The sequence below is a fragment of the Aquisalimonas sp. genome, from assembly GCF_007120195.1.
GTDB lineage: Bacteria > Pseudomonadota > Gammaproteobacteria > Nitrococcales > Aquisalimonadaceae > Aquisalimonas.
Map to the genome: position 1 here is coordinate 1 of NZ_SKOG01000075.1, position 22,323 is coordinate 22,323.

Sequence of the window (22,323 nt, forward strand, 5' to 3'; positions counted from 1 at the left end):
CCCCCCCCCCCGCCCGAGGGTACGCCGCCGGCGGGGTCACTCCTCGCCCAGCAACTCGTGGAATGCCGACTCGTCGAGAATCGTCACGCCGAGCTGTTCGGCTCTATCCCGTTTGGATCCGGCGGCAGCCCCGGCGACGACGTAATCCGTCTTGCTCGAGACACTGCCTGTCACCTTGCCTCCCAGGGCCTCAATGCGCGTCTTGGCTTCATCGCGGGTCAGACGCTCCAGCGAGCCGGTCAGCACGAACGTCTTACCCGCCAGTGGGGTTGTTGCCTGTTCGGCGCCGCGGATACGGGCCCGGGAGCGATCGCTGGTCCAGTGCAGGTTTTTGGCCAACAGCAGCTCATCCATCGCCCGCAGGTCGGCCTTGTGCTGTCGCAGGGCATCGCACAAGCGCTCGCCCTCGGTGCCGGCGACCGGCAACCGCTGCACCGGCAGCTCCGGCAGTTCGTCCAGCCGCTGGATTTTCGCCGCCAGTTCCGCCGCCCGCTTGGGCCCAACCTTTGGCAGGCCCAGCTCCCTGATAATGGCCGCCGCTGCGACACCCGCCGCATACTCCGGAGCAACCCCCTCCTCACCCTCGATCTCGATGAATTCGAGCAACCGATCCAGTCCGCCAACGTTGCGCGCGTCGGCGAAAAACGCACGGATTTCCTCACCCATGGTGCGGCCAATGCCCGGAACCAGCGCGAACAGCACCGGGTGGGCCCGACGAATGAAGTCCAGATCCCCGAGCTGCGCGGCGAGAAGGCGGGCCGTATCGGCGCCGACACCCGGGATACCGATGGCATACAGCAACCGGTGCAGAGGAACCCGGCGCCGCGCCTCGATGGCCTTCAACAGATTCGTGGCGGCGACCTCTGCAAACCCTTCAAGACCGAGCAACTGCTCTTTGTCGAGCGTGAAGACATCCGCCAGCTCCCGCACCAGTCCGGTATCCACCAGCTGCTCAGCCACCTTGTCACCGAGCCCCTCGATATCCAGTGCTCGGCGCGAGGCGAAGTGGCGGATCGACTCGCTCAGCTGGGCCGGACACTGCAGGCTGCCGATGCAGCGGTAGTCGACCTCGCCGTCCGGGCGGATCACCTCGGCGCCGCACGCCGGGCAATGACCAGGCATCTCCCAGGGTTCAGCACGCTGGGGCCGGGCCTCGGGAATGACGCTGACGATCTCGGGGATCACATCCCCGGCCCGGCGCACCATGACAGTATCGCCTTCACGCACATCCTTGCGCCGCACCTCATCGAGATTGTGCAGCGTGGCACGACCGACCCTCACGCCCCCTACCTCCACCGGTTCCAGCTCCGCCACCGGCGTAATGGTCCCCGTGCGGCCAACGGACGGCAGGATTCGGCGAACACGCGTCGTCGCCTCCCGAGCCGGGAGCTTGGAGGCGATCGCCCAGCGCGGAGAACGGGCGGTGTATCCGAGCACCTCGCGCAAACGCAGATCGTCCACCTTGAACACCACACCGTCGATTTCGTAATCCAGGCTGTCGCGACGCTCCCGCAGCTCCCGGTAGTAGTTGAGGCACGCCTCCACACCATCCAGGCGGCGGACCTCGCGGTTGACGAGAAATCCCCAGGCGCCCAGCTGCTCCAGGACCTGCCAGTGGGTCTCACCCAGTGAGATGCTGCACTCACCGACCCCGAAAGCGAACAGCGTCAGCGGACGCTGTGCGGCGACCTTCGGATCCAACTGCCGCACACTACCCGCGGCGGCATTGCGCGGATTCGCGAACGGCCGCTCACCACGTTCCAGGCGCGCCGTATTGAGCGCTTCGAAATCCCGGCGGCGGATCACCACTTCGCCGCGCACTTCCAGGTGCTCCGGGACGCTCTCCCCACGCAGGCGCAACGGGACGCTGCGCACCGTGCGCACATTGTTGGTGATGTCCTCGCCCACCCGGCCGTCACCGCGGGTTCCAGCCTGGACGAGCAGACGGTGCTCATAGCGGATGCTGAGGGATAGACCGTCGAGCTTCGGTTCACCAATGTAGGTAACCGAGGCGGCGCCCAGACGCTCGCGCACGCGGCGATCGAATTCACGCAGTTCGCCGTCATCGAAGGCATTCTCCAGCGACAGCATGGGTTGGCCATGCACCACCTTGCCAAACCCCTCGGCCGGTGCCGCACCCACGCGTTGGGTCGGAGAACCTGGGGTCACCAGCTCCGGGTGCGCCGCTTCCAGCGCCTGGAGCTCATGCAACAGGGCGTCGTATTCGCCGTCCGCGAGGATGGGCTCATCGAGCACGTAATAGCGGTGGTTGTGTTCGTCGATCTGCTCGCGCAACGCGGTAATCCGCGCGCGTGCCTCCTCCGGGGTTGATGCGCTCATTGTCGCTCCTCGCTGGCTTGTGGACGGGCTTCCCCGCACGAGCGCAGCCAGTCTACCGGCGCACGGGCAAAGCGTGAACGCTGTCATGAAACGAAGAATTTATCCCCCGCAACGGGGCAGAAAACCGTGACAACGAGGATCATAATGGGGATAAGGGTTGACGCCATTAGGAACTAAACCACTCGACGCCCAATCCAAGCAGATGAGCGTGGGCGTGTAGTGACCGGCTCCGGGCACGTGCAACAGGTCGGGAGCGATGGCCGGTCACCATAGTGAAGTCTCGCGTTACCAGCATTCCGCAGAGGGCCGGTTATGGTAAATAAAGATCAGTTCGTCGACTCCCTGGTCAGCTACACACAGCAACACAAAGCGAAACACTGGGAAGGAACGTTCGGAACGTTCCTGCGTGAGGTACTCCCCGCAGCGCCGACTGCTTTGGCGCGCACCAGTCACCAGTACCTCTGGGACATGATTCGCTGGCACGGGAGCCAGCGTTCGGACGAAGGCGAACACATCACCCGCTACGACCTGTTCGCCAACGACCTGTTTGGCATGGACGAGGCGCTGGAACGTGTGGCCAACTATTTCAAGGCCGCGAGCGAGGGCTCTGAGGTCGGGCGCCGACTGCTGCTTCTGCTCGGGCCGCCCTCGGGCGGTAAGTCCAGTCTGGTGACGTTACTCAAGCGCGGCCTGGAAGAGTACAGCCTCACGGACGAGGGGGCGATGTATGCCATCAAAGGTTCCCCGATTCACGAGAATCCGCTGCTGCTCATCCCGCAGAGCAAGCGTGCCGAGTTCCGCGACACTTACGGCGTCAACATCGACGGCGAACTCTCGCCGTACACCCGCGCCATGCTGGAGGAGGAATACGAGGGAGATTTCACTCAGGTGCCGGTGGAGCGTGTGTTCATCAGCGAGGCCGGGCGCGTGGGCGTTGGCACCTACGCCCCCCACGACCCGACCACAGCGGACATCGCCGACCTGGTTGGCTCCGTCGATTTGTCCAAGGTCGCCGAGTACGGCGATGAGGGCAACCCAAGGGCTTGGTCGTGGTCCGGCGCCGTCTATGCCGCCAACCGCGGTATGCTGGAGATGATCGAGATTCTCAAGGTCAAGCGCGAGTTCCTGTATCTTCTGCTGACGCTGACCCAGGAGAAGAACATCAAGGTTTCACGCTTCCCGCTCATCCACATGGACGAGACCATCGTCGCCCACACGAACCTGGCGGAGTTCCGCAAGTTCCTCCAGGAAAAGGAGAACGAGGCACTGCTCGACCGCATGGTCATCATCCAGGTGCCTTACACCTTGCGCTATCCCGACGAGGCGCGCATCTACCAGAAGCTCACCTCGTCCACGCCGACGTTCAAGGAAGTGCACCTTGATCCGCATGCACTCAAGCTCGCTGCCGTCTTCGCGGTGCTCACGCGCCTCAAGCCCTCGGAGCGTGCCGACCTGGACCTGACCAAGAAGGTGCGCTTGCATGCGGGCGAGGATGTGGAAGGCGTCTCGCGCTCGGAGGTCGAGAAGATCCGCAACGAAAACCCTGACGAAGGGATGGATGGCGTCAGCCCACGCTTCGTGGTGAACACCCTCGCCGGCGCCATTAGTCGCAGCGAAAACAAGAGCTTGACATCTTTGGATGTGCTTATCGCGATCAAGGACGCCATCGACTCCGACGCACGCATGGACATCAAAGAGAAGAAAGCCTGGGTGGACCTGCTGGTGACCACGCGTAAGGACTTCTACAACCACTGGGTCAAGGAAGACGTTCACAAGGCGCTCTTCGTGTCCTTTGAGCAAGAAGCGCAGGACTTGCTTGACAAGTACCTGGACGAGGTCGAGGCGGTCCTCGACAACCGCAAGGTGCAGGATCCCATCACCGGTGAGGAACGCGAGGCGGACGAACGCTTTTTGCGTGGTGTCGAGGAGAAGATCAGCATCTCCGATGCCGGCAAGCACTCTTTCCGCCAGGAGGTGGTGCGCAAAGCCATGGGGGCCTACAAGCGCGGCGATAAGTTCACCCTTGGCAGTCATGCGAGACTGCGTGAGGCGGTGGAGCAGTACCTATTCCAGGAGCGACGGGATGTGCTCCGGCTGGTTACATCCAGTGCCCGACCGGATGACGAGACCCAGAAGAAAGTGTCTGCCGTGGAAAATCGCCTGGTGAGCGATTACGGGTATGACGCGCACAGTGCGCGCGAGGCGCTGAATTACGTCACCACCCTGCTCTCCCAGGAGTAGGCGTCACGGGGTTCGGGCGGAGGCTTGGCCGCCCGGACCCAGAATGCTTTCCCGGGGGCGATATGCGCGACGACGACACACAACCCATCTCCCGTATGGCGGTCCGGAATCGCTGGTACGATCTATTCTCCCGTGGTGCACGCGACTGGTTGCGGCACAATCAGAAGGTCCGCGATGCCGTCCGTGACCACCTGCCGGACATGGTGACCGGGTCGGATATCTTGAGCCGCCCCGGCGATCGGACGCTGCAGGTGCCTGTGCGTTTCATGGAGCATTACCGGTTTCGGCTCCGTGATCCCCACGAAGATGATGGCGTCGGCCAGGGCAGCGGTAAGCCGGGCGACATTTACCGCACAGGTGGCCAACCGCGACGCGGCAAGGGCAGTGGCGAGGGAGGCAGCGGTGAGGGGGAATTCCAGTTTGTGCTGGAATTCAAGGTGGACGACATTGTCGACTGGATCTGGCAGGAGCTGGAACTCCCCGACCTCCAGCCCAAGACCGCCGATGCCCTGCAGGACGACGAACTCACCCCCGAGGGTTGGGATCGCCGCGGTCCGCGGTCGCGTCTGGATCGCCGCCGGACGGTGAAAGAGGCGGTCAAGCGCCGGGCGGTGCAGACCGATCCGGTGCCCTTCACCGACGATGACCTGCGCTACCGGCAGCTCTCGCGGCGTCGCAGGCCCGCCATGAACACGGTCGTGGCTTTCATTCTGGACGTCTCCGCCAGCATGGACGCCAACCGCCGCAAGCTCTCCAAGGCGTTTTTTTTCTGGGCGACCCAGGGGTTGCGGCGGCAGTACGGCAACATCGAAACGGTCTTCGTTGCCCACACCAATGAGGCCTGGGAATTCAGCGAGGAAGATTTTTTCCAGATTAGCGCCACTGGCGGAACCGTTGCCTCCAGCGGTTTTCGCAAGGTGCGCGATATCTTCGACGAGCGCTACCCGTCGGCTCAGTATAACCAGTACATCTTTTACGCATCCGACGGAGACAACTTTGCCGATGACCGGGAGGCTGCGGAATCGCTGGCCACCGAACTCGGCGGGCGGGTGAACTTCATGGGTCTGGTGGAGACGCCGCAGAACCGCTTCGAGGCGGCGCGCTCGGAGACGGGGCGACTGTTCAAGTCCCTGGAGGCCCGCAACTACCCGGTGAGCAGTTACACCGTCCATGCGGATGAGGACATCTGGGAGGCGATTCGCGCATTCTTCCGACGGCAGGCGAGCACTGCACAAAGCGCCTAAACCTGCCAGGCGAGCCAACCCCGGCAGCACAAGCCAGGAGGTGACAGTGGAGCATATTCACGGCCCGGAAATGAGCAACGAGCAGCTGGCCGACTACGCACCGCGTATCGAGGCCCTGGCCAAGGATCGCGGGCTGAGCTTCTATCCGGTGGACTTCGAGTTGGTCCCGGCGACTTTCATGATGGAGGTTGCCGTCTATGGACTGCCGGTTCGCATGCCGCACTGGTCCTTCGGAGTGCGCTACATCTACCAGTATGTCCAGCACCGCATGGGCCACTCGAAGATCTTCGAGGTCGTGTTTCCGGGGAACCCGAACCGCGCCTATCTGGTGGACGACAACGCCCTGCCTGAGAACACGCTGGTCACGGCCCATGTGCTCGGGCACGCAGACTTCTCCCGCAATAATCAGCTGTTCGCGCGCATGCAGCACGAAGTGGGTTATCACATCGTCGAGCAGGCAGCCGCGCGGGCGAACCGCATCCAGGCGGCCATCGAGGATCGTGGGCAGCGCCGGGTGGAGGCGGTGCTCGATGCCGCCCTGGCGCTGGAGTCTAACGTGGACGTCAACCAGGGGCTTAACCGAGTCGATTACCCGGTGACGCGGGAAAGGCCCGTTCGCCCTCAAGCCCAGGGGTTCCAGCGCCACTACAACCAACTGCCCGGTGAGCAGCCTCTAGAGCCGCCGCCGGCCCAAGAGCGGGTCCCGATTCCGCCTGCACCCGAATACGATTTGCTCTGGTTCATCGCGCGCTATGCGCCGGAACTCGAAGACTGGGAGCGCGACATTTTCCTGGCGGTGCGCGAGGAGTCGTTCTATTTCTATCCGGTGTTCGCTTGCCAGATCATGAACGAGGGCTGGGCCAGCTACTGGCATGCGCGGCTGCTGCGTGAGGCCGAATTCCTGCCCCATCGGGTGTATCTGGATGCGATCAAGACGCACTCCGACGTGGTCCGGCCCTACGCTGGCGACGACGCCGTCTCTCTGCGGGTAAACCCCTACCACCTGGGCTTTTCGATGTGGGAGCGCATCATGCGCGACTGCACCCTGGACGAAGCCCTGGCCATCCGCCGCGACGAGGACGATTTCAGCTTCATCCGAAACTTCCTTGACGAAGACCTCGCCGCGGAGCTGGAGTTATTCAATTACACGCGCCGTCCAGGTGCCGGTGGCGAGGAGCGCTACATTATCCGCGACCGGGAGATCGACAGCCTGCGCGAGAACATTCTCTCGCCCAAGTTTAACTACGGCGGCCCTCGCATCTACGTGCGCTCCATGGGGCTCGACGGCCGCCTGGACCTCGCGCATGATCACCACAACGATGGGCGCGGACTGGATGTCAACCGCTCGAGAAAGGTCCTGAATTACATCCATCGGATCTGGCGGCGACCGGTGCGTCTGGAAACCGTGGACCATGCGGGTGATCCCAAGATGCTCACGCCAGAGATCGGCGAGAAGTAGCAGCGCCGGCGTGCGGCGCTGCCAGTCACGGAGCGATCACACCCGCTCCAGCGGAAACGCCAGCACTTCGTCGATGTGTCTCGCCCCCAGTGCAACCATAAACAGCCGGTCGAGCCCCAGTGCGACACCCGCACACTGGGGCAGGCCAGCCCGAAGCGCCGCTAGCAAGCGCTCGTCCAGCGGCGGCACGTGCTGGCCGCAGGATCGTCGTGTCGCCTGATCGGCGAGAAAACGCCGGCGCTGTTCGTCGGCATCCACCAGCTCGTGGAAACCATTGGCGATCTCCATGCCGTCCACGTAGCACTCAAAGCGTTCCGCCACGGGCGGGTCGCCCTGGCGCACGCGGGCGAGCGCTGCCTGTTCGACCGGGAAATCGTAGACGAAATCGATACCTTGCCGTCCGAGTTCCGGAGCGATGCGGTGGCCCCACAGCAAGTCCAGCAGCGCCGCGCGCGAAAGCGCGGCGGGCGGCACCAAGCCAATCCGGCAGGCCGCATCCTCGAGCTTCGCCGCTGCGTCGGCGTGGGCGTCGATGCCGTAGGGCGTAAACAGGGATGCATAGGTGTGATACCGGCTCTGCCGCGGGCCAATGACGCTAGCCACAAGAGCCGCCACCTCCGCCATGAGGTCGCGGTGATCCCAGCCGCAGCGGTACCACTCCAGCATCGTGAACTCCGGGTTGTGCCGGGCGCCCCGCTCGCCATTGCGGAAAACCCGGGCGATCTGCCATATGGATCCCGCCCCGGCAGCGAGGAGCCGCTTCATCGGGAATTCCGGAGACGTCTGGAGATAAAGTTGGCCGCACAACGGTCCACCCGGCCCCTGGTAGGCCGTCTCGAGGGACTCCACATGCGGGTCCACCACAGCGGCGGCCGAGAGCGTGGGTGTCTCCACCTCCAGAAGCCCTCGCTCGCGAAAGAAAGCACGCACTGATGCCAGCAATTCGGCGCGTGCGCGCAGAGTCTCAAGGGTGGCAGCGGGCCGCCAGGAATCGGTCATCGCCCGCCAGCCCGCGGGCCCAGCCTGGGGCGAGACCGATCATCAGGGTCGCCCAGAGGTGTGGCTGAAGCCGCCCCCATCGCAGGCGTCATCAACGCCGGCGGAGTCACTTGATCCGACCCACATACTCCGCCGAGCGGGTATCGATTTTCAGCACCTCGCCCTCCTCGATGAACAGTGGCACCCGCACAACGGCCCCGGTTTCCACCGTCGCCGGCTTGCTACCCCCGCTGCTGGTGTCACCTCGCACACCCGGGTCGGTCTGGGTGACCTTGAGCTCGACAAAAGCCGGTGCATCCACCTGCAGCGGCTCACCATTCCACAGGGTGACATTGCAGATATCCTGTTCCTTGATCCACTTGCCTGCATCACCCATGGCGGCCTTATTGGCGGCGACTTGATCAAATGTTTCCGGATCCATGAAATACCAAAACTCGCCGTCGTTGTAGAGGTACTGGAGTTCGGTGTCCAGCACGTCGGCCGCTTCCACGGACTCACCGGACTTGAATGTCCGATCGAGCACCTTGCCGGTCTTCAAATTGCGGAGCTTGACCCGGTTGAACGCCTGGCCCTTGCCAGGTTTCACGAATTCATTCTCGACGATGCTGTAGGGATCGCCGTCGAGCATGAGCTTGAGTCCGCCCTTGAACTGGTTGGTGGTATACGTCGCCATTATTTCACCATTGCCTAGTGTGATCGCCCGTGCATGCAGCCTGCTGCCCCCGCGGCTGATGTGCTAGTGTGGACTCTGGTCCTGTTGTCGAGCGGCACTGCCCAACGCCGGCGCTGGCAGGTCGACACGGCCCCGAATGCTAACGAAAAATCGACGACGTTAGAACAAGGAAGCGCTGAACCCAGGTATGTCCGCAGGCGCACTCAGCCAAGATATCGGCACTCCAGCCTGGCAGAAGGAACTGTCACGGGGGTTTCGCCATCCGCGGGATCTGCTGGCGGCCCTCGGCCTGTCGGAGCGCTGGTTAACAGCCGCACAGTCGGGCCATGAGGATTTCCCCATGCGTGTGCCACGCGGGTTTGTCGCGCGCATGCGCCGCGGCGACCCGCATGACCCACTGCTACGTCAAGTCCTGCCGCTGGCCGAGGAACAGGATAGCCACTTCCAATTCAGTCAGGATCCAGTCGGTGATCTGCCCGCCATGACCGCGCCGGGTGTACTCCACAAGTACCATGGACGGGTGCTATTGATTACCACCGGCGCTTGCGCCATCAATTGCCGCTACTGTTTCCGCCGTCACTACCCCTACGGCGATGCCCACGCAGCCCGACAGCAGTGGGTACCGGCGCTGTCGTATATACGCGACCACCCGGACATCACAGAGGTGATCCTCAGTGGCGGCGACCCGCTCACGCTCCCGGACCACCGCCTGGCCGCGCTCGCTGAGCAGTTACAGCGAATCCCCCACCTGCAACGGCTGCGCGTTCACTCGCGCCTGCCGGTGGTTTTGCCGCAGCGCGTCAATACCGCGCTGCTGGACTGGCTGACGGGCAGCCGTCTGCAGCCCGTCCTGGTGCTGCATGCCAATCACGCCAACGAGCTGGACGAGCAAGTACACCACGCGTGTCGGCGTCTGCGTGACGCCGGTGTTATGCTCCTCAACCAGACCGTGCTGTTGCGCGACATCAACGACAGTGTTGCCGCGCAGACGGCGCTGAGTGAACGGTTGTTCACCATCGGCGTGCTCCCGTACTACCTGCACCAGCTGGATCGGGTTGCGGGGGCCGCCCATTACCTGGTCCGGGAAGAGGATGCTCGGGCGCTGGCTGCAACACTGACAGAAAGGCTACCGGGTTACCTGGTGCCCAGGCTCGCGCGGGAAGACCCGGGCGCCCCGGCCAAGACCCCACTATCGACATCGCTTCATGGATGATTACCGCATGACCAGCGACTCATTTGCCTCGCTCAGTGCCGACGATGGCAAAGCCGATCCAGCCCAAAGCCCCTGCATCCTGCAGGTCGCGGCACTCAGGCGCTGGCTGTCGGATCTCCCGATGGCGCATACCCTGGGAGCGGCTCAGCAGCTCATCGATCAGCTGGAAGCGCTGAATCGGGCCCGAGTCGGCTCACCCCGGCGCCTGTCGCTGTTGCGGTGCCTGGAACCCTATGCCGCGCAGCTTCTGCTGCGCTTGCGCGAAGCGTACCGCGACGCAGCGCAACCGCTGCCCGAGGCAAGCCTGCGCTATTTCCAAGTTGCACTGCACATGGACAGCAGCCTGATACGGGCCTACCGCCTGATTCATGCCACCGATCAAGGTCTCGGCCGCCGGGCGCGCCACGCCGGCGGGCAGATTGTGCACCATGCGGGATTGACCCTGGTCGAGTGTTATCTGGCCCACGTTGACCCGCCGCAGGGCCTGTGGACACTGCTGCACACCCATGGCCTGGAAGCGGGTTACCGTAAACCTGTTCCGGCGTATGGCCAGGCGCTGCTCACGGCCGCATGCAACCCCTGGGGCCTGTCCAGCAGTGAAGTGCTGGGTCTGTACGACCAGGGCGGGCGCTGGAGCCGCTACCTGCATTTTGCCCCGGCGCGGACAGGCAAATCGGCACGCCTGGCAGTGGACCCGAACAGCGATGCGGGCCCCTTTTTAATCACGTCCATGGACCCGGCGCCGGAGCAGGCATTGGCCCTGATCACCACGCCACTGCTGACAGCCATGAACAGCACACTGCAGCGCCGCGCACAACTGTGGCGATCGACCACGCCCATGACAGCGGAGGAACGCCAGCATGCCGAGCAACTCTACAGGCTGCTTTCCGCGACGGCACCTCGACGCTTCCCACGGCGGCATTCGACCGGTGAGATGACCATGATCACCGGGCTGACACGAATCTGCCGCGCCCTGTCCGCCGACACGGCTGCCCCGAAATCGGCCACCTTTGAATCCCGGGCACCCAGGGCCGGGTTTCCGCAAGACGACGTTTGGAAAATGATCTACCCCACACAGGACTTGCTGGCAGAAACACAACCGACCAGGAATCAAGGCGAAGAAGCCGCGCCCAGGCCTTCGACGGCCGTAGACAGCCGGTGGCGCGTGACCAACCGCTCCGCGGAAGGCTACCTGCTCATGGCCGAAACATTGGCGCCAGGCACGACGCGCGTCGGTGAACTCGTACTGATCCGCGATCGCCCCAAAGGCTTGGACGCGTCGTGGGAGCTTGGCGTCATCCGCTGGCTACGGCACCATCCGGGGGAGAACATTCAGGCTGGCATTCAGGTGATCTCCCCCTGTCCGAGGGCCGTTCAGATCCAGGCAGAAGTTTCGGATGGCCGTCTAACCATACCCACCGGGGCCCTGCTGACGCCCGAGGTCACGCAGCTGGGCGTGCCAGCCAGCCTGGTGACGCCGGCGCTGGGATACAACACGGGTAAGCCGATTGTTTTGCATTCAGGCGGCGGTCGTTCAGCTGTCATGCTCGGGGCGTGCATCGAACGCACATCAGGGTTCGCGCGTTACATTTACCGGCGCAAGGACGTAGGCGACGTCGATTGACGCCGTCCCGCCCCGCCGCAACGACAGGCAGAATTTGGAATCCATGAATCAGGATGACGTCCTCCGGCTGCTGGTGGCAGATGCCTCTCTCAATGACTCCGAGATGTTCATTAGTGTGCTGCGTAACGCGGGCCATGCCGTGCGCGCGACACGCATTCAGGATCAAGAGGATCTTCGCGAGACCCTGTCGGACCATGCCTTTGAGCTGTTTCTGTGTTCGCTGCACCTCGACGAGCTGCCTCTGGCCGATGCAGCCTATACCATCCAGGAGAGCGCGCGCGATCTGCCCTTGATCGCCGTTGCCGACGAGGACAGCCTGGAACTGCGCCGGGAATCCATGCAGTCCGGCGCCTTCGATTTGGTCTGTAAAAACGACCTCGAGCACTTGAAACTCGTTGTACGGCGTGAACTCACCCATCTACGGCAACGCCGGCGTCTGTACCACATGGAAAAGGCGCTCAAGGAATCGGAGCGCCGGTGTAGCGCTCTATTGGACAGCTCCCGGGATGCCATTGCCTATATCCACGAGGGCATGCACATATACGCCAACCAGGCCTATCTGCAGAAGTTCGGCGTCGATGGGCTAGAGGACATTGAGGGTACGCCTATTCTGGACATGATCACCCGGGAGGATCAGACGGCATTCAAGAACCTCCTCCGGCGCCTTGCCAAGGGCGACAGCGCCGAGCCCGAAATGCGTGTCGCCATGGTCGTGCAGGACCATGCGCTACCCGTCCATGTCAGCCTGTCGGCTGCGAGTGTCGAGGGCGAGGCCTGCACACAGGTTCTGATCCGAGGTGAGTCCGGTCACCGCGACTTGGAAGCGCAGCCGGAGGCCCCCAGCAGGAAGGATTTCCTCACAGGCTTATCCAACCGCATGGATTTCCTCGAGGTGCTGGCAGACGGCGTTCGCGCTATCGCGCCGGATGATAAGATCAGCCACGGCCTGCTCTACATTCAGGTGGACAACCTCGGCAGCGTTCGGCAGACGCTCGGCCTCGACGCCTGGGACAAAGTCGTCCAGGACGTGGCGCAGATTGTCTCCGAGCAGCTGGACAACGGCGACTCCGCCGGGCGGTTCGCCGACGATGTGTTCTTGGTGCTGTTACCGCACCGCAACGTTCACGATACTCTGGCCCTGGCTGAAGCCGTCCGCGAGCGGGTGGAAGGGCATATCGTCCAGGCAGGCAAGCACACCGTGACCTCGACGTGCACGGTGGGAGCCGTCATGGTGGACGGGCACACCTTGGAGGCCAAGGATGCCATTGCAGCCGCCCATCAAGCCTGCGAAGCGGCCCGCGCGACGGGAGGTAACCGAGTACACCTGTATGCTGCGGAGGAGCGCGAGAATCCGGGCGGTGGCAACGAGGGCTGGCAGGACGTCATCGAGGACGCGCTCGAGCAGAACAGATTCTACTTGGTCTACATGCCGGTTGCCTCACTGACCGGAGACACCTCCGGGCGCTACGAGGTCCGCATCCGCCTGCGAGGCGAGGACGGTGTCGAACTCGTCCCCACAGAGTTCGTCGCGCATGCGGAGCACGCCGGCATCATGGCCAAAGTCGATCGCTGGGTGGTAGATAATGCACTGCGGGCACTTAAGCCAAAGCTTGAGAGGGCGAACCGCCTGATGCTCATGATCAAGCTCTCCGGCCCGACGTTGTCCGATTACGGCTTTGTAGAGTATCTCGACGAGCGCATGAATGCCTACGGTATCAAGGGGCACCATCTCAATTTTGAGATTGACGAACCGGTAGCCGTCACGCAGCTCAACGACGCGCGCAGGACATTCGATGGGCTCAAGGCGCTCGGTTGCGCCGTCACCCTGGATCACTTCGGCAGCGGTGCCAACCCATTCCAGCTGCTCAAGCACCTGCCAGCGGATTACCTCAAGCTCGACCGCTCACTGGGTCAGGGGCTTGCGGCTAACGCGGACTCTCAAGAGCGGGTGAAGAGCATCATCGAAAACGCCCGTTCGATGCACAAGCACGTCATTGGCGGCTATGTCGAAGACGCCATGACCATGGCCGCCTACTGGCGGTACCAGGCGGACTTCGTGCAGGGTCACTTTCTGCAGGCCCCAACAAAGGAAATGAACTATGACTTCTCAGGCACGGTGATTTGAGCGTGTCTATGCCCTGTGCCCGCCGCCGCACGCTGATCCGGCCTCAACCGTAACGCCGCTCGCGTAACGCCGCGATGCGGTCATCAAGCGGCGGGTGGCTCATCATGAGGCGCTTGATGCCCGTGCCCACCCTGCCGGAGATGCCGAAGGCCTCCACCTGCTCCGGCAGGGTGGAGGGCTCGACGTTCTTCTTGAGCTTCTCCAGCGCCGCGACCATCTTCTCGCGGCCAGCGAATTTCGCGCCCCCGAGGTCGGCCCGGTACTCCCGCTGGCGCGAGAACCACTGGACAATCATGCTGGCAAGGAGCCCCAGCACCACCTGGGCGAAAATCACCGTAATCCAGAAGCCAGGACCGTAACCACGCTCGTTCTTGAAGATCACCTTGTCGACGAACATACCGACCACCCGGGAGAGCACGATTACGAATGTGTTCAACACTCCCTGGATCAAAGCCAGCGTGACCATGTCACCGTTTTGGATGTGCGCCACCTCGTGGCCGATCACCGCCTCGGCCTCATCGGCGCTCATCTGTCGCAGCAGGCCCGTACTCACCGCCACCAGCGAATCGTCACGCTTCATGCCGGTGGCGAATGCGTTGATTTCCGGCGCATCGTAGATCGCCACCTCGGGCATGCCGATGCCCGCCTGGCGGGCATGCCGGCGGACCGTGTCCACAAGCCATTGCTCCGAAGGATTGGACGGCTTGTCGATAACCTTCGCCCCGGTCATCCGCTTGGCCATCATCTTGGACATGGCGAGCGAGACGAACGCGCCACCCATGCCAAAGATCGCGGCCAGCACCAGGATGAAGGTGGTGTTCATGTGCATCCCTTCCCGTGCCATCCACGGCTCGACAAAGAGATTCAGCATGATCCCGAGCAACACAACGATGCCCAGGTTGGTCATGAGAAAGAGCGTGATCCGCTTCATGGTTCGATCCTGTCCTCCTGCGAAACCCGATAACCCACAACACCGTGAGTCCTCAATGCAAGCCAGTGCGCTTGCGTGTTTTTCTTAGATAGGGGCCGTTTGTGCTGGTTCAACCCCGGGGGGCAGGTGGCGCAGCCGATGGCTCCACCACCCCGACTTCGCTGACGCGCTGGAAACCGCGCGGCAATGGGACTCCGCGGCGACCACGCACGGCCTCAAAATTGTCGAGATCTGCCGGCTTCAATGTCAGCGTGCGCTTGCCAGCCGTGAGGGCAAGGCCACCACCGTGCGGCACCGCGGCGAGCCGAATCAGCAGCTCCTCGCGGCGTTTGACCCGGTCCGGCGCAATGCCGATGATCTTGGTGCCCTTGCCCTTGGCCAGCTGCGGCAGGTCACGCAAGGGAAACACCAGTAAGCGGCCCGCGGAGGAGATCGCCGCGATGCGATCCGTCTCCCGATCATGCACGGCGACCGGGGTCAGTAGCCGGGCCCCGTCAGGTAACGTGATCACGGCCTTACCTGCCCGGTTTTTAGACAGCAAATCACCGACCGCGGTTACGAAGCCGTAACCCGCATCCGATGCCAGGATAACCAAGTCAGCCTCATCACCGGCGACGACGTACTCGAACCTGGCCCCGGCCGGCAACGTCAACCGCCCGGTCAGGGGCTCGCCCTGGCTGCGCGCCGAAGGCAGGGAATGGGCCGGTAGCGCGTACGCCCGGCCGGTGGAGTCCAGGAACAGGGCCGGTCGGTTGCTGCGCCCCCGGGCGTGGCCGCGATAACCGTCACCGGCCTTGAAGCTGAGCGAGCCCGGGTCGATATCGTGACCCTTGGCTGCCCGCACCCAGCCCTGCTCCGAGAGGACGACCGTCACGGGCTCGCTGGGCAGCAGCGCCGACTCGTTGAGGGCGCGCGCGGCATGGCGCTCCACCAACGGTGAGCGCCGGTCGTCGCCGTATGTCTGCGCATCCGCGGCGAGTTCCTCGCCGACGCGGGCCCGGAGCTTGACCTCGGAGTCCAGCACCTCCTGCAGCTGCGAGCGCTCCTGCTGGAGTTCGTCCTGCTCGCCGCGGATTTTCATCTCTTCGAGCTTCGCCAGGTGGCGCAGGCGCAGCTCGAGAATGGCCTCCGCCTGCCTGTCGCTCAGCGCAAAGCGCTCGATGAGCACGGGCTTGGGGGCATCCTCCTGGCGGATGATGGCGATGACCTCGTCGATGTTCAGGTAGGCCGTCAGCAGGCCATCGAGGATATGCAGCCGCGCCTCGACCTTGTCCAGCCGCCACTGCAGCCGGCGGCGCACCGTCTGCGTGCGGAACTGCAGCCACTCCGAGAGCAGACTGTCGAGACGCTTGACCTGCGGGCGCCCGTCCAGGCCGATGACGTTGAGATTGACACGGTAGCTCTTCTCCAGATCGGTGGTCGCAAACAGGTGCTTCATCACCTGTTCGGTATCCACACGATTGGACCGGGGCACCACCACCAATCGGGTGGGATTCTCGTGGTCGGACTCATCCCGAAGGTCTTCGACCATGGGGAGTTTCTTCGCCTGCATTTGCCCGGCGATGTGTTCCAGCACCTTGCTGCCCGAGACCTGAAACGGCAACGCCGTGATCACGATATCGCCGTCCTCAACGTGATAGCGCGCGCGGGTGCGGATGCTGCCGGTACCCTTTTCGTAGACCTTAAGGATCTCCTCGCGCGGAGTGATGATCTCCGCCGCTGTGGGGAAATCCGGGCCCTCAATGTGCTCGCATAGCTGCGCCACGGAGAGATCCGGCGCGTCGAGCAGGCGCAGGCAGGCACTAGCGACCTCGCGCAGATTGTGCGGGGGGATATCCGTGGCCATACCCACGGCAATGCCGGTGCCGCCGTTGAGTAGCACATTGGGCAGTCGTGCCGGCAGCAGCGCAGGTTCGTCCATGCTTCCGTCGAAATTCGGCACCCAGTCGACCGTGCCCTGCCCCAGTTCCGCCAGCAATACCTGTGCGTACTTCGCCAGGCGCGATTCGGTGTAGCGCATCGCCGCAAAGGACTTGGGATCATCCGGGGAACCCCAGTTTCCCTGCCCGTCCACCAGCGGATAGCGATACGAGAACGGTTGGGCCATGAGCACCATGGCCTCGTAACAGGCGGAGTCGCCATGCGGGTGATACTTGCCGAGCACGTCACCGACCGTGCGCGCAGATTTCTTGTGCTTCGACAGCGCCGACAGGCCCAATTCGGACATCGCATAGACGATCCGCCGTTGCACCGGCTTGAGGCCATCGCCGATATGCGGCAGGGCACGATCCAGGATGACGTACATGGAATAGTCCAGGTACGCCTTCTCCGTGAATTCGTGCAGCGGGCGAGACTCGAACTCCTGGCTTGGTGTTGTGTCCATCACGGCTCGCTCGGTTCAGTATTCAAAGCACGATCTCCGCCAGGTTGCCCTTGCTTTCCAGCCAGCTTTTGCGCTCGCCGGCGGCACGTTTGCCAAGCAGCATGTTCATGAGCCGCTCGGTCTCCTCCGGTGCGTCCACGGTGAGCTGCACCAGGCGGCGCGTATCCGGGTTCATGGTGGTCTCGCGCAGTTGCACGGGGTTCATCTCGCCCAGGCCCTTGAAGCGTGTCGTCGAGATCTTGCCCGTGAGCTTCTCGGCCTGGATTCGGTCGAGTATGCCCTCGCGCTCGTGCTCATCGAGGGCGTAGAAGGTCTGCTTGCCCACGTCGACCCGGTACAGCGGCGGCATGGCGACGAACACGTGGCCGGCGCGGACCAACGCGGGGAAGTGTCTGAGGAACAAGGCGCACAGCAGCGTCGCAATATGAGCACCGTCCGGGTCGGCGTCCGCCAGCACGCAGACCTTGCCGTAGCGCAGTTTGGAGAGATCATCGGAACCGGGCTCAATACCGAGCGCCACGGCGATGTCGTGCACCTCCTGGGACGCCATGACCTCGCCCGGATCGACTTCCCAGGTGTTGAGGATCTTGCCGCGCAAGGGCATCACCGCCTGAAACTCGCGATCCCGAGCCTGTTTGGCTGAACCACCGGCGGAATCGCCCTCGACCAGAAACAGTTCCGTGCGTTGCGGATCCTGGACCGTGCAATCGGCGAGCTTGCCCGGCAGGGCGGGGCCGCTGCTCACGCGTTTACGGGCCACCTTCCGCGATGAACGCATGCGCCGATTGGCATTGGACAGCACCAGCTGGACGATGGCCTCGGCGGTGTCCACGTGCTGGTTCAGCCATAGGCTGAACGCGTCCTTGACCACCCCGGAGACGAACGTGGCGCACTCGCGGGAGGACAGCCGCTCCTTGGTCTGGCCGGAGAACTGTGGCTCCTGCAGTTTCACCGAGAGTACGTAGCTGAGGTTTTCCCAGACATCCTCCGGGGCCAGCTTCACGCCCCGCGGCAGGAGATGGCGGAACTCGCAGAACTCGCGGATGGCGTCGGTCAGCCCGGTGCGCAGCCCGTTGACGTGGGTGCCACCCAGGGGCGTGGGGATCAGATTCACGTAGGATTCCGTGACTGCCTCGCCGCCTGCGGGCAGCCAGGCCAGCGCCCACTCGGCGGTCTCCGTACGCCCGGTCATGACGCCGGTGAACAATTGCGCAGGCAAAACCGGGAGATCCACCAATGCGCCGGCAAGGTAGTCCTGAAGCCCGTCCTCATAGCACCAGGTCGTTTCGTCGCCGGTGGTTTGGTCCCGGAACACCACCTCCAGCCCTGGACACAGCACCGCCTTGGCGCGAAGCACGTGCCGGAGCTTCGGCACGGAGAATTTGGGGCTGTCGAAATAGCTGCTGTCGGGCCAGAAATGCAACGTGCTGCCCGAGTGTCGCTTGCCCACCGTGCCCGTCTCTCGCAGCTCGGAGATCTTCTCGCCGTTGGCAAAGGCGATATGGTACTCGCGGCCACCCCGCCGCACGGTGACATCCAGCCGGCGCGAGAGTGCATTCACCACGGACACGCCGACCCCGTGCAACCCCCCAGAGAACTGGTAATTCTTGCTGGAGAACTTGCCCCCGGCGTGCAGCCGGCTAAGGATCACCTCGACGCCAGGCGCGCCCTCGGCAGGATGGATGTCCACCGGCATGCCGCGGCCGTCGTCCTCCACCGACAGGGACTGATCGTGGTGCAGCGTGACAACGATTTGCCGGGCATAACCCCCGATCGCCTCGTCAACGCTGTTGTCGATGACTTCCTGGGCTAGATGGTTGGGGCGGCTGGTGTCGGTGTACATCCCGGGGCGTTTGCGGACGGGATCCAGCCCGGTGAGGACCTCAATGGATGCGGAATCATAAGTCTCTGCCATAGGGTAGCGCTGGAACGGTTGCGTGCATGGACCCGACGGCGAGAGCCGCCGTCGGCGTGAGCAGTCTACAGCGCACACCGCCCTGCGGCGAGTGCGCAAATTGACCCCTCCCGCACGCTGCGCTACCGTTCCCCCCTCTCAGGGAAATGCGGGTCCATTCCCTATATCAGGGCCGAGGGGCGAGCATGGCGGAACACAACGCCGAGACCATCGACTTCGAGCAGGCACTCAAGGAGCTTGAAGGCCTGGTCGAGCGTATGGAGACAGGCGAGCTCTCGCTTGAGGACTCTCTCAAGGCCTTCGAGCGTGGCATTGAGCTCACGCGCCACTGTCAGACGGCGCTAAAGACCGCGGAACAGAAGGTGGAAATTCTCACCCGCGAGGGAAACGAAGACCGTGTCGAGCCCTTCGAACCGGAATCCGAGTAAGCTTTTGGAGCAACGGCTGCCGACCTACCAGGCGCAGGTCGAAGAGGCCCTTGACCGGTTGCTCCCCAAGGCTGCGACACTGCCCATGCGCCTGCACGAGGCGATGCGATACGCCGTATTGGGAACGGGCAAACGCCTTCGCCCGGTGCTGGTTTACGCCACGGGCGAGGCCGTGGGGCTTGACCCCCAGCACCTGAACGGACCGGCCTGTGCCGTGGAACTCATCCATGCCTACTCGCTGGTCCACGACGACCTCCCCTGCATGGACGATGACGACCTCCGCCGCGGGCGTCCCACCTGCCATAAGGCTTACGACGAAGCCACGGCTGTACTGACAGGGGATGCCCTGCAGTCACTGGCCTTCCGCGCCCTGGCCGAGGAAACCCCAGGGCACGTGAGTGCCGAAGCTCGCCTGAAGATGGTGGCAAGCCTGTCTGTAGCGGCGGGATCGCGGGGAATGGTGGGTGGCCAGGCCCTGGATCTTGAGGCCACGGGGCGAGAGCTCGATCTTGCCCAGCTGGAGGATCTGCACGTGCACAAAACCGGCGCCCTGATTCGGGCCAGCGTTATGCTCGGTGCCCTGTGCCACCCAGACTACGATCACGACCGTCTCGAACGGCTCGACCGTTACGCCAAGAGCATCGGGCTGGCGTTCCAGATCCGGGACGACATCCTCGATGTGGAGGGCAACACCGAGGCCCTGGGAAAGGCGAGCGGATCGGACGCGCGCCTGAGCAAGGCGACCTATCCCGGGCTGCTCGGGCTCGCGGAAGCGCGTCGTCATGGGGAGGAACTGGTCGAGCGCGCCCTGGAGAGCCTCGAGCCTTTCGACAGCCAGGCCAACTGCCTGCGCGAAATGGCAACGTTCATCATTGAACGGCGCAGCTGAGCGCAATGGCGTCCGCCGGGCTATCGATGGCTCGACAGACGCGCCTCGACCGTGCGTACCAGATTGACCAGCCGGGGCCCCAGGTGGCCATCGAGCTCCTCGCGCGGGAGCCGGAATGAGGGCCCACCGGCGTTAAATGCCACCACGTCAGAGCCGTCATCGAGTACCAAAGGGACGCCGACCGCGTTCACGTCCCGCTGCCACTCACCGACAGAGACGCAGTATCCCCTCTCCTGGTAGTCCACCATCGCCTGTTCGATACCCTGCTTGACCCGGGGCCAGGTCTGCTCATCTTTGCGCCGGATGTGATCCAGGAGGTAACCGCGTTCGCTATCCGGTAGCACAGCCAGAAAGGCCCGACCCATGGCGGTGGTTGCCACCGGGATCCGGGAGCCGACGTGCAGGCGCAGTGTCAACGCACCCTGCCCGTGGCAGTTCTCAAGGTACACCATGGTCAACCGGTCACGGCTACCCAACGACACCGACGCCCCGGTCTCGTCGGCGACCTCCTGCATCAACGGCCGAGCGACCTGCCGGATGCCCATGCTCGCCAAGCTGGAATAGCCCAGCGCCAGCACGCCGGTTCCGAGCTGATAACGTTCCAGGCGACTCGAGTAACTGAGATAGCCGAGCTTGGTCAGGGTATACGTCAGCCTGGAGACTGTTGGCTTGGGAATCCCCGTACGCGCGGCGATTTCCTGGTTGCTGAGCAACCCGTCTGACGGCCGGAAAGCGCGCAGGATCTCAAGCCCGCGCGCGAGTGCCATCACGAAGTTGCGGTCTTTCTTGCCCTCTTCCTGTTCGGCACTGAAATCAACTAACGCTACTGGTTTTTGTCGCATGCTCCCTCGTCAATTGAAGACGGCCCACCACCGATACCTGCGAGATCCTCCATCCAGCTGCATCACCCTCGGGCATCCGACCAGAACGCGGACTCGATCAGTTTGACCCCCATACTACCACTGGAGCCGGCGTTCTTGTCCACAGTGCGGAATGCCGTTTCGCCATGTATGTCCACGCTATTCCGCCAGGCGAAATCCATGTTCGGTTGTCGAAACCGGAATGAGCGTGTACCGTTTCCCTGATAGCGTGACCGGCCACCCGCGGCGTGGGTGTCTCGCGCATTCCGTGCGCCAGGCGGCAATCACGGCAAGCGCTCGCTACCCCAAGCCCATATGGCCGGCTCAAGGGGCCGGCGACTGCAAGCACGGCGCCACCGCAGGCATGTAACGCGGCGGAGCAACAGCGGCTCAGAGACCATGATGGACAACCTGCTCATTCGCCACGGCCACACCAGCATCGCCACCGAGCATCACGCCGCGCTCGGCGCGATGTGCGCCGAGCGGGCAGCGGCGATCCGGACGCAGGTGTCTGCCCATGGCACTGCAGTCCGAGGCAACGACGCAAGTCACTTTCAACCGATTACAGTCTACGGCGTCAATCGCAGGTCGGGAACGGGGAGTTGGCGCAGCGGTACGGATACCGAGCGTTGTCAAGGCCACGCGGAGGGCCGCTGTATCACAGCGCTGACCGATGCCGTTGCCGCCACGCCGCCGCGCTTGCGCCACTGTAGCCATCGCATCGATCTGACTCCCATGGGTTGCAATGCCGCGGGGCATCGGCCCCGCCATGGTGTGGTGCTCAGTACCTGCTACGACAGTCGCCCGAGCACGGCACGGCCGCCAGCCATGCGGCCCATAGCAAGGGGAGAGGTATGCAGCCATGACAGCAGGCTTTCAGGACCGCGTCGCCGTCATCACCGGAGCCGGTAGCGGTATCGGCCGCGCCACCGCCGTGCGTCTCGCCAGCGAAGGCGCGCAGCTGATGATCGCCGACATCAACGAGGACGCGATCGCAGA

Annotated in this window: 16 protein-coding genes; 9 read left to right on the forward strand and 7 right to left on the reverse strand. The window is 63.7% G+C overall.

Annotated elements, in window-relative coordinates; genetic code table 11:
* Positions 1–36: 36 nt before the first annotated feature.
* Complete coding sequence (ligA, locus tag QZT63_RS06420) at positions 37–2,340, reverse strand: NAD-dependent DNA ligase LigA (RefSeq protein WP_290649577.1); 2,304 nt, start codon at positions 2,338–2,340, stop codon at positions 37–39.
* A 312-nt stretch (positions 2,341–2,652) separates the two neighbouring features.
* Here ligA and QZT63_RS06425 point away from each other — a divergent pair, with 312 nt between their 5' ends.
* The 3 genes from QZT63_RS06425 to QZT63_RS06435 all read left to right on the forward strand — a co-directional run bounded on the left by QZT63_RS06425 (position 2,653) and on the right by QZT63_RS06435 (position 7,284).
* Complete coding sequence (locus QZT63_RS06425; protein WP_290649579.1) at positions 2,653–4,581, forward strand: serine protein kinase; 1,929 nt, start codon at positions 2,653–2,655, stop codon at positions 4,579–4,581.
* A 62-nt stretch (positions 4,582–4,643) separates the two neighbouring features.
* Positions 4,644–5,825: a DUF444 family protein gene (locus QZT63_RS06430; RefSeq protein WP_290649581.1), complete on the forward strand. Its 1,182-nt coding sequence runs from the start codon at positions 4,644–4,646 to the stop codon at positions 5,823–5,825.
* 46 nt (positions 5,826–5,871) lie between these two features.
* Positions 5,872–7,284, forward strand: a complete 1,413-nt coding sequence (locus tag QZT63_RS06435) for a SpoVR family protein (protein ID WP_290649583.1) — start codon at positions 5,872–5,874, stop codon at positions 7,282–7,284.
* A gap of 36 nt (positions 7,285–7,320) precedes the next feature.
* Here QZT63_RS06435 and epmA read toward each other — a convergent pair whose 3' ends face one another.
* A complete protein-coding gene (epmA, locus tag QZT63_RS06440) occupies positions 7,321–8,283 on the reverse strand; it encodes an EF-P lysine aminoacylase EpmA (protein ID WP_290649584.1) in 963 nt (320 codons plus the stop codon).
* A gap of 106 nt (positions 8,284–8,389) precedes the next feature.
* Complete coding sequence (gene efp / locus QZT63_RS06445; RefSeq protein ID WP_290649585.1) at positions 8,390–8,956, reverse strand: elongation factor P; 567 nt, start codon at positions 8,954–8,956, stop codon at positions 8,390–8,392.
* Between the two features lie 187 nt (positions 8,957–9,143).
* On the opposite strand from efp, the gene epmB reads away from it, so the two are divergent.
* Genes epmB through QZT63_RS06460 form a run of 3 tightly spaced genes read left to right on the forward strand, consistent with a single transcriptional unit; the run spans position 9,144 to position 13,918 of the window.
* Positions 9,144–10,169: an EF-P beta-lysylation protein EpmB gene (gene epmB / locus QZT63_RS06450; RefSeq protein ID WP_290649587.1), complete on the forward strand. Its 1,026-nt coding sequence runs from the start codon at positions 9,144–9,146 to the stop codon at positions 10,167–10,169.
* A gap of 7 nt (positions 10,170–10,176) precedes the next feature.
* Positions 10,177–11,793 (forward strand): hypothetical protein, encoded by a 1,617-nt coding sequence (locus QZT63_RS06455; RefSeq protein ID WP_290649589.1) that lies wholly within the window; start codon positions 10,177–10,179, stop codon positions 11,791–11,793.
* A gap of 43 nt (positions 11,794–11,836) precedes the next feature.
* Entirely contained in the window at positions 11,837–13,918 is a 2,082-nt protein-coding gene (locus QZT63_RS06460) for an EAL domain-containing protein (protein WP_290649591.1), read from the forward strand.
* A gap of 43 nt (positions 13,919–13,961) precedes the next feature.
* Here QZT63_RS06460 and htpX read toward each other — a convergent pair whose 3' ends face one another.
* The 3 genes from htpX to parE form a co-directional block, all read right to left on the reverse strand.
* On the reverse strand, positions 13,962–14,849 hold the full coding sequence (gene htpX, locus QZT63_RS06465) for a protease HtpX (protein ID WP_290649593.1): 888 nt from the start codon (positions 14,847–14,849) through the stop codon (positions 13,962–13,964).
* A gap of 109 nt (positions 14,850–14,958) precedes the next feature.
* Positions 14,959–17,232: a DNA topoisomerase IV subunit A gene (gene parC / locus QZT63_RS06470; RefSeq protein WP_290649595.1), complete on the reverse strand. Its 2,274-nt coding sequence runs from the start codon at positions 17,230–17,232 to the stop codon at positions 14,959–14,961.
* Between the two features lie 22 nt (positions 17,233–17,254).
* Positions 17,255–19,147 (reverse strand): DNA topoisomerase IV subunit B, encoded by a 1,893-nt coding sequence (parE, locus tag QZT63_RS06475; protein ID WP_290649596.1) that lies wholly within the window; start codon positions 19,145–19,147, stop codon positions 17,255–17,257.
* Positions 19,148–19,332: 185 nt separating this feature from the next.
* Between parE and QZT63_RS06480 the strand changes: the two genes are divergently transcribed.
* Positions 19,333–19,575: an exodeoxyribonuclease VII small subunit gene (locus QZT63_RS06480; protein ID WP_290649598.1), complete on the forward strand. Its 243-nt coding sequence runs from the start codon at positions 19,333–19,335 to the stop codon at positions 19,573–19,575.
* A gap of 4 nt (positions 19,576–19,579) precedes the next feature.
* Positions 19,580–20,464, forward strand: a complete 885-nt coding sequence (gene ispA / locus QZT63_RS06485) for a (2E,6E)-farnesyl diphosphate synthase (protein ID WP_290649600.1) — start codon at positions 19,580–19,582, stop codon at positions 20,462–20,464.
* 20 nt (positions 20,465–20,484) lie between these two features.
* Here the strand turns inward: ispA and QZT63_RS06490 are convergent, their stop codons facing one another.
* Positions 20,485–21,306: an IclR family transcriptional regulator gene (locus QZT63_RS06490; protein WP_290649601.1), complete on the reverse strand. Its 822-nt coding sequence runs from the start codon at positions 21,304–21,306 to the stop codon at positions 20,485–20,487.
* A gap of 880 nt (positions 21,307–22,186) precedes the next feature.
* Between QZT63_RS06490 and QZT63_RS06495 the strand changes: the two genes are divergently transcribed.
* Positions 22,187–22,323: SDR family NAD(P)-dependent oxidoreductase (locus tag QZT63_RS06495; protein WP_290649603.1), on the forward strand; the 137-nt coding region annotated here is incomplete at its 3' end.

Excerpts from the sequence above, each read along its gene's own strand:
- ligA (WP_290649577.1), bottom strand. The coding sequence starts at position 2,340 with ATGAGCGCATCAACCCCGGAGGAGGCACGCGCGCGGATTACCGCGTTG.
- QZT63_RS06425 (WP_290649579.1), top strand. The coding sequence starts at position 2,653 with ATGGTAAATAAAGATCAGTTCGTCGACTCCCTGGTCAGCTACACACAG.
- QZT63_RS06430 (WP_290649581.1), top strand. The coding sequence starts at position 4,644 with ATGCGCGACGACGACACACAACCCATCTCCCGTATGGCGGTCCGGAAT.
- epmA (WP_290649584.1), bottom strand. The coding sequence starts at position 8,283 with ATGACCGATTCCTGGCGGCCCGCTGCCACCCTTGAGACTCTGCGCGCA.
- efp (WP_290649585.1), bottom strand. The coding sequence starts at position 8,956 with ATGGCGACGTATACCACCAACCAGTTCAAGGGCGGACTCAAGCTCATG.
- epmB (WP_290649587.1), top strand. The coding sequence starts at position 9,144 with ATGTCCGCAGGCGCACTCAGCCAAGATATCGGCACTCCAGCCTGGCAG.
- QZT63_RS06455 (WP_290649589.1), top strand. The coding sequence starts at position 10,177 with ATGACCAGCGACTCATTTGCCTCGCTCAGTGCCGACGATGGCAAAGCC.
- QZT63_RS06460 (WP_290649591.1), top strand. The coding sequence starts at position 11,837 with ATGAATCAGGATGACGTCCTCCGGCTGCTGGTGGCAGATGCCTCTCTC.
- htpX (WP_290649593.1), bottom strand. The coding sequence starts at position 14,849 with ATGAAGCGGATCACGCTCTTTCTCATGACCAACCTGGGCATCGTTGTG.
- parC (WP_290649595.1), bottom strand. The coding sequence starts at position 17,232 with ATGGACACAACACCAAGCCAGGAGTTCGAGTCTCGCCCGCTGCACGAA.
- parE (WP_290649596.1), bottom strand. The coding sequence starts at position 19,147 with ATGGCAGAGACTTATGATTCCGCATCCATTGAGGTCCTCACCGGGCTG.
- QZT63_RS06480 (WP_290649598.1), top strand. The coding sequence starts at position 19,333 with ATGGCGGAACACAACGCCGAGACCATCGACTTCGAGCAGGCACTCAAG.
- QZT63_RS06490 (WP_290649601.1), bottom strand. The coding sequence starts at position 21,306 with ATGCGACAAAAACCAGTAGCGTTAGTTGATTTCAGTGCCGAACAGGAA.